The organism is uncultured Pontibacter sp. (genome assembly GCF_947492645.1).
Taxonomy (GTDB): Bacteria; Bacteroidota; Bacteroidia; order Cytophagales; family Hymenobacteraceae; genus Pontibacter.
Genome location: NZ_CANLMZ010000013.1, coordinates 18,292 through 30,668 on the forward strand (window position 1 = coordinate 18,292; position 12,377 = coordinate 30,668).

Genomic DNA, 12,377 nt, shown 5'->3' on the forward strand with positions numbered 1-12,377 from the left:
CAGATGGGTTGTGAGGCTGCTGTATATTGCATCTACGGTTTAATGCAAGAGCTGTTCAGGAGCAAAATTACCTCTTATGGTTCGCATCTGCTATAATGCGGCTCCACTAATTCTGTGGTTAAACCGTTTTGCGAGCTTATTCTATACTTGCTGTAGCGCATTTGATTATCTTACCTAGTACAGGGAAAGAGAGAAGCTGCAAAGGAAGTATGAGCGAAGGGCCGCCAAGTTGAAAATTAGTTTGCTATTGTAGTTCATCGATACGCCCTCCGCATTCTTTTATTCAACCTGTTAGTGACTATACCTGGCAGGTTGCTATTGTATCACCCCTAAAATCTGAGTGCCTCTATTATTTGCAACATGTAAAATCTTAAGTAATTTACAGTGTGATAAGTTATTGTCTTTTAAGATCAGCCAGTTAATATGAATCAGTTTATACTTGGAGTTGATATTGGCGGCACGCACATTACCGCCGCCGTTGTAGACTTAAGTACCCGAACGCTTATACCCGGGAGTATAAGCCGTCAGCCTGTGGATTCTGGTGGAAGTGTAGCATCCATTATTTCCGGTTGGAGCAGTACCATGCTGGCCGCCTTAAAGAAGCAGGAAGGCATTGTAAATCATTTCGGAATAGCCATGCCTGGTCCTTTTGATTACGAGCGTGGCATTTCTTTGATGCAGCACCAGGACAAGTATGATGCGCTTTACGGGGTTCATGTAAAAGAGCTTTTGGCTGAGGCTTTACTTACAGAACCGATGTATTTAAAATTCCAGAACGATGCTCCCTGCTTTTTACAAGGCGAAGCTTTTGCGGGGGCAGCCAGGGGGTACAACAGGGCAATTGGGTTAACCTTGGGCACAGGCCTGGGGTCAGCAGTTACCGTGAATGGCAAGGCATGGGATGCCAACCTCTGGGATACTCCTTTTCAAGGAAGTATAGCCGAGGCATATTTAAGCTCGCGCTGGTTTGTGAAGCGCTTTTATGAGCTGACCGGTACAAATGCAGCCAATGTGAAAAGTATAGTGGAGTTGAGTGCAGCGAAGCCAGAAGTGCACGAACTCTTTTCTGAGTTTGCAGCTAACCTGGCAACTTTCCTGAGGGATTTTGTGCAGCAGGAGCAGCCCGAAGTAATTGTATTAGGTGGCAGTATTGCCAAGGCTTTTTATTTATTCGGAGATGCTTTGCAGCAAAAGCTACTGGAGCAAAGTATAAATGTACCGGTAAAAACAGCAGCGCTAGGAGAGGAAGCTGCCTTGCTGGGTGCAGCTTGTCTGTGGCAGAATATGGCAAACTGATAGCTTTACACTTTGTTAAAATAAACCTTAACTTTAAACATACTTTAATTCTATACTTGCCCAAAAAACTAACCAAATGAAAAAACTTGTCCTGGGGGTACTGTTGCTTTCACCTGTAATCACGTTCGCACAATCAAAGCCGATTCAAAACCTGACCAAATATGTGAATCCTATGATTGGCACCGCTAAAATGGGGCATACTTACCCGGGCGCAACGGTGCCTTTTGGCATGGTGCAACTCAGCCCAGACACCGATACCATACCTTATGAAGTAAATGGCAAGTATAACAAAGACGTCTACAAGTACTGCGCCGGCTATCAGCACGACGATAAAACAATCGTAGGATTCAGCCATACACACTTCAGCGGCACGGGCCACTCCGATTTAGGGGATTTCCTGATAGCGCCCACCACCGGTAAATTGCAGCTGAACCCCGGTACTGAAGACAAACCTGAGTCAGGTTATCGTTCCGCTTTTTCGCATGCAAATGAACTGGCAGAGCCCGCATACTACAAAGTGAAGCTCGACGACCACAACATTCTGGCGGAGCTAACAGCAAGCAACCGCGTAGGCATGCACCAGTATACTTTCCCGAAATCAGATGAGGCCCATATTATACTTGACCTGATGGCGGGCATCTACAACTACGACGACAAAACCACCTGGACCTTTGTGCGGGTGGAGAACGACACCCTGATTACCGGATACCGCCAGACAAACGGATGGGCACGCACCCGCACTATGTATTTTGCTATGGCCTTTAGCAAGCCTTTTTACCAGTATGGCAACAAAGATTATTCGGAGGCGCAGGTGTACAAAGGCTTCTGGCGTAAGTTCGACCAAACCAAAAATTTCCCGGAGTTTGCCGGTAAAAAGCTGCGCGCTTACTTTGATTTTAAAACGGAGGAAGGAGAGAAGATAAAAATAAAATTTGCGCTATCGCCGGTAAGCACCGAGGGAGCCCTGGCTAACATGCAAGCCGAGATACCGCACTGGGATTTTGAGCGTGTAAAGCGTGAAGGACAAGCCGCCTGGAACAAAGAATTAAATAAAGTGGTGGTTGACGCTGGCAAAGACGATCTGGTGAATTTCTATACAGCCATGTATCACTCGTTCCTGGGGCCAACCACTTACATGGATGTAGACGGCAAGTATAGAGGCCTTGACATGAACGTGCACCAGGCAGATGGCTTTACGAACTTCACCAGCTTCTCGCTTTGGGATACATACCGCGCGCTGCACCCGCTGTTCAGCATTTTGCAGCCTGCCCGCAACAACGACATGGTAAAGTCGATGTTGGCGCACTACGACCAGAGCGTCCACAAAATGCTGCCTGTCTGGTCGCACCACGCCAACGAGAACTGGTGTATGATAGGCTACCATGCTGTGCCGGTTATTGCCGACATGGTAATGAAAGGTGAGGCCAAGTTTGATGCAAACCGTGCCCTTGATGCCAGTATACAGACTGCTCGCACCCGCTACTACGATGGCCTGGAATATTATATGCAAATGGGGTATGTGCCTGAAGACAAAAATGGCTCGTCGGTATCAAAAACGTTGGAATATGCCTACGATGATTGGTGTATTGCGCAGATGGCGAAAAAGCTCAACCGCCAAGACATTTACGAAGAGTTCAGCAAGCGATCCCAGAACTATAAAAATGTGTACGATGCCAAATCCGGTTATATGCGCCCTAAGTTGAGCGACGGCACTTGGAAAAAAGAATTTGACCCGCTTGACACACACGGACAAGGCTTTATTGAGGGCAACTCTTGGAACTACAGCTTGTATGTGCCACACGAACCGGCCCAAATGATTGCGATGATGGGAGGGAAGAAGCGCTTTGCCCAGCACCTGGACTCACTTTTTACCATGGACCTGCCAGACAAGTATTTCGAGAATACAGAGGATATTTCGAGAGACGGTATAATCGGTAATTATGTGCACGGCAACGAGCCTAGCCACCATGTAGCCTACCTTTACAATTGGACAGACCAACCCTGGAAAACACAGGAACGCACCCGCATGGTACTTAAGGCTATGTATAAACCTACTGTAGATGGCTTGGGTGGAAACGATGACTTTGGCCAGATGAGTGCCTGGTATATTTTCAGCGCGCTTGGATTTTACCCGGTAGCTCCCGGCTCTGACCATTATGCACTTACAAGCCCAGCGATTAAATCGGCAAGTATAAACCTGGAAAACGGCAAGACTTTTACTATAGAAACCAAAAACCAAAAGAACAATAACGTATTTATACAGAAATTAGAGTTAAACGGCCGAGCTATAAACCGTACTTATATAACACACGATGAGATCGTGAGCGGCGGTAAAATCACGTTTTACATGGACAGCAAGCCTAACAAAAAGCTGATGACCGTAGAACCTTAATAATTGAAACTATAGCTATGAGTAAACAAGAAAGCCTTTCCTGATTGGAAAGGCTTTCTTGTTTAGGTCTGAAAGATGTCGCAAGTTTAGCGATAGCGCAACTTGTGGCTAACTATGGTGCCAGTTTGTAACTGGCGAAACTATAGTTCTGGAATCCGGCAGTTGCAAATTGCCGCCATACTTTACCACCAGTTACCGCTGCGCTCAAACTGGCATTATATGACCTACGTTTTCCTGATTTTATATCCAACAAAGCCATAGTATACGATAAATGCATAGCAGAGCATGGGTACTACAAAAGAGAGCTGCAGATTACCAGAAACGTCAGCAAACAACCCTTGTAAGGGTGGTATAATTGCTCCTCCAACGATCGCCATAACTAAAAGCGATGATCCCTGGCTGGTGTTTCTGCCAAGACCTTTAATGGCTAAGTCGAAAATAGTCGGGAACATTACCGAATTGAATAGTCCGATGGCAATGATAGCCCACATAGCCAGCGAACCTTTTGCTAATATTCCTACCAGTAATAAACCAATAACGGCTATGGCAAAAAAGGCAACTGTTCTGTTCGGGATGAATCTGGCAATCAGCAAGACAGCTAAGTTCAGCGCAATCAACCCAAGTATGATTAAGGCCTGATCGAGATCATATACCAGGTAAACAGTCAGGAAAGTGATCAGAGAAATAAATAGAATGAACACAAACTTACCAAACAGCTTGATGGTGCTTAACGCAATGGCTCCAAAGAAACGCCCGACCATGGCACCGCCCCAGTAAAAGGCCAGGTAATGCTTTGCCTCCGATTCTGACAAACCTGTAATCTGCGGTAGTTTGATGAAATTGATGATTGCACTACCTATACTTACCTCGCCGCCCACATACATAAATATGCAGATGATGCCCAATACCAAATGCCTGTGCTTTACGGCGCCTGCACCAGTTTCAATTTTGCCACTACCTTCCAGGCGGGGGAGGCGGGCTACTTTAATGAGAACGGCAATTAAAAGCAACAAGGCAGCCAAACCCAGGTACGGGAGTTTCACAGAGTCTGCATTGTCTATTTCAGTGGAGGCCACCTGGTCAAAAATAAGGTAACCGCCTATAATCGGGGCTATGGTGGTGCCAAACGAGTTAACAGCCTGCGACAGGTTCATGCGGCTGGACGATGTATCTGGAGGGCCAAGTATTGCCACGTAAGGGTTAGCGGTTATCTGCAGAACCGTAATGCCTGATGCAAGTACAAACAGCGCCAGCAGGAAAAAGCCATAGTTATGTAAAACAGCCGCCGGGTAAAACAGCGTACAACCTGCCGCTGCTACTAGCAAACCGATAATGATGCCGTTTTTATACCCAATCTTAAGTATGGGATCTCCTTTGGTGGCAGAAAGCAAAAAGTATACTAACGAAACTATAAAGTATGCCCCGAAAAATGCTGTCTGAATAAGCATGGCCTGCCAAAGCTGTAGCGTAAACACCTGTTGCAGTTTAGGAATCAGGATGTCGTTCATGCAGGTGATGAACCCCCACATAAAAAACAACATTGTTACTACAATAAGCGGGGTTGTAGAATTTTTGTAGTTCTGGGAAAGATCGACGTGCTTTGGAGTTGCCTCTTCAGCTGAGCTTGGTTTCAAGGAAGACATCAGGTTTGGGCTTTATAGGTCTTAAATAAGGGCTTATTGTTTGTCGTTGGAGAAAGAATAAGGTACGGCACTTTGCTCTGTGCCACGATGCTGGTTTGGTTCTGCCCCCATATCAAATTTAAGCTTACCGCCCTTCAGTATGTCTTCGTGCGAGATCCAGTTCTTTTCATACTTTTTACCGTTTAAGGTGGCTTTTTGTATATACAGGTTTTCTTTGCTGTTAGCTGGTGCTTCAATAACAAATTCTTTTCCGTTTTCAAGTTTTATAGTTGTCTTTTTAAACAGAGGAGCCCCCACTACATATTGGTTTACGGCAGGTGTGACCGGGTAAAAGCCCATGGCTGAGAAAACATACCAGGCGGATGTCTGGCCATTGTCTTCGTCGCCGCAGTAGCCGTCTGGTGTAGGCTGGTACATGCGGTTCATGGTTTCGCGTGCCCAGTATTGCGCTTTCCAGGGTTCTCCGGCATAGTTGTACAAGTAGATCATGTGCTGGATAGGCTGGTTTCCATGCGCATACTGGCCCATGTTGGCAATCTGCATTTCACGAATCTCATGGATCACACCGCCATAGTAGCTTTCGTCATACTTCGGGGGAAGCGAAAAAACAGAATCCAGCTTGGCAACAAAATTCTTTTTGCCGCCCATCAGGTCTATGAGCCCTTGCACATCATGGAACACCGACCAGCTGTAGTGCCAGCTGTTGCCCTCGGTAAAGGCATCGCCCCACTTAAACGGGTTAAACGGCGACTGGAAAGACCCATCCTGGTTTTTACCGCGCATTAGCCCGGTCGTAGGGTCAAAAAGGTTGCGGTAGTTCTGGCTGCGTTTAGCGTAAAGGTCGATTTCTGATTGTGGTCTGTTAAGTGCTTTGGCAAGCTGGTAAATGGCAAAATCATCATAAGCATACTCCAGCGTGCGGGCAGCATTCTCGTTTATTTTTACATCGTAAGGCACGTAACCCAGTTTGTTGTAATATTCCACACCTGCACGACCAATGGCGGTAATGGGGCCTTCATTGTTCGCGCCATGCAACAGGGCTTCATAAAGGGTATTAATGTCGTATCCACGCAGCCCTTTTATGTGGGCATCGGCCACTACAGAGGCAGAGTTGTTGCCAACCATAATATTGGCATACCCGGGGCTGGACCACTCAGGCAGCCATCCGCCCTCTTTATAGTCGTTTACCAAGCCCGCTTGCATTTCTTTGTTTATACTTGGGTAAGTCAGATTCAGGAAAGGGTAAAGTGCCCTGAAAGTATCCCAAAAGCCCGTGCCTGCAAAGCGGTAGCCAGGGTATACTTTCCCATCATATGGGCTGTAGTGTACAGCGTTGCCATCGGCATCTAACTCATACATTTTGTGCGGAAAGAACAGCGTGCGGTACAGGCAGCTGTAGAATGTTCTCATTTGCTCGTCGGTGCCGCCTTCTACGGTAATCCGGCTCATGGCCTGGTTCCAAAGCGACTTTGCTTTCTGCTTAGTAGCTTCAAAACCATCAGAAGCCAATTCGCGCTTCAAGTTCAGCTCGGCCTGCTCCAGGCTAATAAAAGACGATGCAACGCGCAGGTTTACTTTTTCACCTTTGGCAGTTTTAAAACCAACAACTGCACCGGCATGATGCGCGTTCATCTCCAGCTTATCTTTAACAAGCGTTGTGTCATGCCAGGTATAGGCTACTGTGAAGGGTTTATCAGTATAGATTACAAAGTAATTTTTAAAGTTTTTTGGGTTGCTGCGTGCGTTTTTGGTGGTGTACCCTATTATTTTGTTTTCGGAGGGTATAACCTTTACGTATGAGCCTTTGTCCAGCGCATCAATCACTATAAATGAACTATCAGACTTTGGATAAGTAAAGCGGAACTGGGCAGCACGCTCCGTTGGTGTAAATTCGGTGGTAACGTCGTGGTCGGCAAGGTATACGCTGTAGTAGTATGGTTTTGCCACTTCTGATTTGTGGGAGAACCAGCTAGCCCTTTCATCCTGGTTAAAGCGTAATTTGCCTGTTACCGGCATTAGCACGAACTGGCCATAATCATTCATCCATGGCGATGGCTGGTGCGTTTGCTTAAACCCCCTGATCTTATCATCGTCATAAGTATAGGCCCAACCATTTCCCATTTTGCCGGTTTGCGCCGTCCATAGGTTCATGCCCCAAGGTACAGCCACGGCAGGGTAGGTGTTTCCATTAGATAGGCTTACTTTAGAATCTGTGCCCATCAGCGGGTTTGCCAATTCTTCAGGTTCAAAGTGAGGATTCTTTTTTTGTGCCAGCATCATGGATGGGAATACTAACACGAAGACCAGAAGTATGAGAGGGAGTAAGCCTTTATTCATGTGATGCCAGTTAGATTTGGTGCAAATATGCTAAGCAACTAATATAGTAAAGCTAACAATTTTTGTGAAGTTCCACCGCTAACATGTTTATGTTGCTGTTAGATATTACTACTAGCTTATACTCTTTATTATCCTGGCAAAGTGAAATCAGGCTCTATTTACTTGAAATGGCTTTTAAATAAAAGTAAACTTCAGGGTTGAGTTACGGAGCATTATACACGAGGATGTTAGCGCTTTCAGAGAAACATTTAGAAGCTTTTACGCATTATCCTTATATACTTAGGGCTTGGGTAGAATTTCTATGAGAACAATCTGAAATAGTAACGGATCGGGTGGAATTACATAATCGGAACAAAGTTGTTTTTAACAGTAAAGATGTTTCGATAAATCTGTTATAAGTAATGGTGCAAATTTGGTAATAGCCAAAGTATAGAATATGCTAAATTGCATGCATCTGTTTTACCGGTATTTATATGGCTCTGCCTAAACAAACCTTATATGTACGAACTGTTCTTCCAGAAATTCAATGAAAAAGTAGCACTCTCACCTCAAGAACAGGAGCAAATAAAGGTATACTTAACGCCGAAGAAACTGCGCAAAAGACAGTACCTGTTGCAGGAAGGAGATGTGTGCAAATCCATTGCTTTTGTAGAAAAGGGGGCTTTGCGCGCCTACACGGTTGATGAGAACATGAATGAGCACATCATTCAGTTTGCCATAGAAAGCTGGACGATCTCGGACCTGTTCAGTTACCTGACGGCTGAGCCTGCCACTTATAACATCGATTCCTTGGAAGATGCAGAACTGGTACTGATCACCCGTTCTGCCCACGAAGAACTTCTAAGAACCCAGCCAAAATACGAGACTTACATCCGCCTGCTTATTACAGGTGCTTACATTGCTTTGCAACGGCGACTCTCATCCAACATCAGCCAGCCGGCAGAAGAACGCTACACCCGCTTTACAGATACCTACCCTGCTATTGCCCAGCGCGTGCCGCAACACATGATTGCTTCCTACTTAGGCCTGACACCTGAAACCCTGAGCCGGATACGCAAGAAAATGGCTGAGCGCAGGTAATTTTCCTTTTCTCCCTTGATAAATGTCAAGGTTCTTTCTTGACATGGCGCAATGCGCCGAGCCCTTGTTTGGCTGTACCTTTGTATTGTAAGAAGCTCATGCCTATGAAGACAATACAAACCATCGCCATCATAGGCGCTTCCGGAAACATGGGAATTGCCATATTCAGGGGGCTGGCAAAGGGTAACTATATACTGCTGCTTTGTGTCAACGATCTGCGCAAAGTGAAGGCAGTAGCCAACCAGAAGATCGTAATCAGCTTTGCCAACCTATGTCAGAAGACTTTCGATGGAGTAGTGCAGCAAGCTATTTGAATTTGACTTAAAAGACACCGGATTTTCAGCCTATGACAGCTATCAAACCAACACCATGCGTCGGGACCAATTTATAAGAACATTAATAACAGGAGTAGTAGGTATGAGCACATTATCAGCATTTAATAGATTTACAGATAACCTGAGCAAGCAGGAGCAACTCATGCCGGTTTTATTTGTGGGCCATGGCTCACCGATGAACGGTATTGAAGACAATGCCTTTAGCCAATACTGGAAAAAGCTGGCCAAAGAAATGCCCACACCCAAAGCAGTGCTGGTGGTGTCGGCACATTGGCTGAGCAAAGGCACCCGCATTACGGCCATGGATTTCCCGAAAACCATCCACGATTTCGGAGGTTTTCCGCAGGAATTATTTGATGTGCAGTATAATGCACCTGGCAACCCGGCGCTGGCTAAAGAAACGGCTTCTATCATTAAATCGGCAGAGGTAGAACTGGACCACGACTGGGGCTTAGACCACGGCGCTTGGACCATTGTACGGCACATGTACCCCGACGCCAATATACCCGTGCTGCAGTTAAGTATAGATTATACCAAAGGCCCGCAGTACCACTACGACCTGGCAAAAGAATTAGCCGGCTTGCGCAAAAAAGGCGTACTGATTATGGGCAGCGGCAACATGGTGCACAACCTGCGCATGGTAGCCTGGGACAGACTGAACGACGATGAATACGGCTATGACTGGGCCAAACAGATAAATTCCACTTTTAAGGAAATGATCAGCAATGGGCATCATGATAAGTTGATAAAGTATGAGCAGCTGGGCAAGGAAGCGATGATGGCCATTCCGACGCCGGAACATTACTGGCCGCTAATGTACACGCTGGGGCTGCAAGGAAACAAGGATGATGTATCTTTCTTCAACGATAAAGTGGTAGGTGGTTCGCTGACCATGACCTCTGTGAAGATAGGGTAGGGCATCAGTCAATTTAAACTAAAAGCTATGGCAATTACAGAAAATATAAAACAGAACACGCTACAATATAGCCTGACATTAGATTACCTGCTGCGCCTAGCTACTGGGGAGTAGCTGAAGGAATCTGCTGATAAGGACTAAGGTATAATAAACTATAGCCAGCTGCAGCAACTAAGTATAGCTACTCATTAAAAGAACAAATTAACACATTGACTATAAATTAAAAATCTATGAAAATTGGAATTACAGGTGCCACAGGTCAGTTAGGAAGACTTGTTGTATCGAAACTAAAAGATAAAGTGGCGACTGATAAAATTGTTGCACTTGTACGTACACCGCAAAAAGCTGAAGGTTTAGGGGTTGAAGTACGCGAAGCCGATTATACAAAACCGGAGACGCTGCATAAAGCTCTCCAGGGAATTGACATACTGCTTTTGATTTCGTCAAGTGAAGTAGGGCAGCGTGCCACCCAGCATAAAAATGTATTGGGAGCTGCAAAGCAAGCCAATGTAAAACACATAGTTTATACAAGCCTGCTACATGCCGACACATCTACGTTGAGCCTAGCCGATGAGCACCTGGCTACAGAAAGGATGCTGAAGGAAACAGGGATAGCACATACCATTTTACGTAACGGCTGGTACACCGAAAATTATACTGGCGCTATACAAGGGGCTCTTACCGGTGGCGCTTTTATTGGCAGCGCCGGTGATGGTAGAATTTCATCCGCCTCCCGCGAAGATTATGCAGACGCCGCCGTCGCTGTGCTGACAGATGAGGAGCATAAAGGTAAAGTTTACGAATTGGCCGGAGACGAAGCGTATACCCTTAGCGATCTCGCTGCAGAAATCTCCCGCCAGTACGGCCAGGACATCCCCTATAAAAATTTACCTGAAGCCGATTACGCTACTGCATTAGCAGGATTTGGATTACCTGAAGGACTGGCAGGTGCTATTGCAGGTTGGGATGTAGCTGCATCTAAAGGTGCTTTGTTCGACGAAAGTCGTCAGCTTTCCAAACTGATAGGGCGCCCAACAACGCCTATGGCTAAGACAGTTGCGGCTGCGTTACAAGCTACCATTAATTGATACTTGTAATTTATACTTAGGTAAAAAAGGCCAACTCAGTTGGTAAGTTGGTATCGAAACAGATAAGAGAGGTTTCGGAAAGGGCGACTGACAGGTTGAACAATAGTTTAAAAAGTCTACCAAAAGGGGGGATTACAAAAGGGAACAGCCTCTCCATTAAATGGAGAGGCTGTTCCCTTTTAGTAGACCAAAGGATGGAATTATCGAACCATTTCCACAGTGATTTGGCTGCAATGGTAAGCTATTTGGGATAAGCCTAACTTAAAAGAATGGCTATCAACTAAGGTTTTATAAGTTCTCAAGAAGCTAAAGCGCAAGGGGAAGGAACCAGCCTATTTTCAGCTTCCAATGTAAATTTTCAGCAAATTAAAACACTAGGCAGCACCCTTAGGCTGTTGCTATTTCAGGTGATCTCTACCAGTTCACCATATACTGATAAGGAACGCCCGCTTCATAATCATCCTCATCAATTCCCAGATCATCTCCGACGTAATTGTCCACATAGTTGGTCATCCGGCATTCCTCAAATGTAAGGTAGCCTTGAATGTAACCGCCCTTATCCCAGCTCTCCCCGGTGCGTTTCATATACTCTTTTTTGAGGAGAGCATATTCCTGAGGAGCGCCTAAGTAATAGAAGCCTGAGGAACATCTGAAAAAGCCATGTTCTCTTTGATGAGTCCAATAAATATCCAAATTCTTACCGGCTATTCCCTTGTTCTTCTCTATTTCTTTTTCCAGGTTCACCAGCACTTCGATCAGGTTATAATCGCTAAGCGCGCTTATGTCCACCACCTCTTGTAGATGGTCAATTATTTTGCTGCAGTAGGTAGGCTCACTAATAGAATGTAAGTGTGCGTTGGCTTCGAAAAACATGTGTTTAAAGTTTAAAAGTTAGAAGTGTATTTGTGCTGTCTGACGACGGAATCGGGAGACAGCCAATATACAAAGTAGGTCCTCACTTGTTACGCTGCCCTGGCTGTTATCAGAATTACCTTGCTTGAGGAGCTGAATTATGTAAGGATTTAACCCTGGTAAAAAGACGGATTTCCGCACAATGTATGAGGAGCAAAACGAGGTGAGGAGTTACGGAAATGATTGTGAGGACAAGCAAAATCCGTAAAATAATTACGGAAACAGCTTTGAGGAGTGTTTTTTTAAGGAAACAGCGTTGAGGACACTACGGAAACTATAAGTTGAGGAGTTTACGGAATAGTACGGAGTAGTAGTTTACGGAAGGTTTAAATGATGTTGGTCTGAGGTTGCTATAAAGTTGCTAATCGTTGAGGAGTA

Annotated in this window: 9 protein-coding genes; 6 read left to right on the forward strand and 3 right to left on the reverse strand. The window is 45.5% G+C overall.

Features of this window, described 5'->3' with window-relative positions:
- Positions 1 to 423 precede the first annotated feature (423 nt).
- Positions 424 to 1,296, forward strand: coding sequence for an ROK family protein (locus tag Q1A23_RS17795; protein ID WP_299825961.1), 873 nt, complete (start codon positions 424 to 426; stop codon positions 1,294 to 1,296).
- A 76-nt stretch (positions 1,297 to 1,372) separates the two neighbouring features.
- Positions 1,373 to 3,688: a GH92 family glycosyl hydrolase gene (locus Q1A23_RS17800; protein WP_299825963.1), complete on the forward strand. Its 2,316-nt coding sequence runs from the start codon at positions 1,373 to 1,375 to the stop codon at positions 3,686 to 3,688.
- A 224-nt stretch (positions 3,689 to 3,912) separates the two neighbouring features.
- On the opposite strand, the gene Q1A23_RS17805 is transcribed toward Q1A23_RS17800, so the two are convergent.
- On the reverse strand, positions 3,913 to 5,331 hold the full coding sequence (locus Q1A23_RS17805) for a sugar MFS transporter (protein ID WP_299825965.1): 1,419 nt from the start codon (positions 5,329 to 5,331) through the stop codon (positions 3,913 to 3,915).
- A 33-nt stretch (positions 5,332 to 5,364) separates the two neighbouring features.
- Complete coding sequence (locus Q1A23_RS17810; RefSeq protein ID WP_299825967.1) at positions 5,365 to 7,668, reverse strand: GH92 family glycosyl hydrolase; 2,304 nt, start codon at positions 7,666 to 7,668, stop codon at positions 5,365 to 5,367.
- Between the two features lie 498 nt (positions 7,669 to 8,166).
- Here Q1A23_RS17810 and Q1A23_RS17815 point away from each other — a divergent pair, with 498 nt between their 5' ends.
- From Q1A23_RS17815 to Q1A23_RS17830, 4 genes are all read left to right on the forward strand, one after another.
- Positions 8,167 to 8,748, forward strand: coding sequence for a Crp/Fnr family transcriptional regulator (locus Q1A23_RS17815; RefSeq protein ID WP_299825969.1), 582 nt, complete (start codon positions 8,167 to 8,169; stop codon positions 8,746 to 8,748).
- A 104-nt stretch (positions 8,749 to 8,852) separates the two neighbouring features.
- Positions 8,853 to 9,062 (forward strand): hypothetical protein, encoded by a 210-nt coding sequence (locus tag Q1A23_RS17820; RefSeq protein WP_299825970.1) that lies wholly within the window; start codon positions 8,853 to 8,855, stop codon positions 9,060 to 9,062.
- 103 nt (positions 9,063 to 9,165) lie between these two features.
- Positions 9,166 to 9,999 (forward strand): 4,5-DOPA dioxygenase extradiol, encoded by an 834-nt coding sequence (gene ygiD, locus Q1A23_RS17825; RefSeq protein ID WP_299825972.1) that lies wholly within the window; start codon positions 9,166 to 9,168, stop codon positions 9,997 to 9,999.
- Positions 10,000 to 10,229: 230 nt separating this feature from the next.
- Entirely contained in the window at positions 10,230 to 11,087 is an 858-nt protein-coding gene (locus Q1A23_RS17830; RefSeq protein ID WP_299825974.1) for an SDR family oxidoreductase, read from the forward strand.
- Positions 11,088 to 11,501: 414 nt separating this feature from the next.
- Here the strand turns inward: Q1A23_RS17830 and Q1A23_RS17835 are convergent, their stop codons facing one another.
- A complete protein-coding gene (locus tag Q1A23_RS17835) occupies positions 11,502 to 11,960 on the reverse strand; it encodes a hypothetical protein (protein WP_299825976.1) in 459 nt (152 codons plus the stop codon).
- Positions 11,961 to 12,377 lie beyond the last annotated feature (417 nt).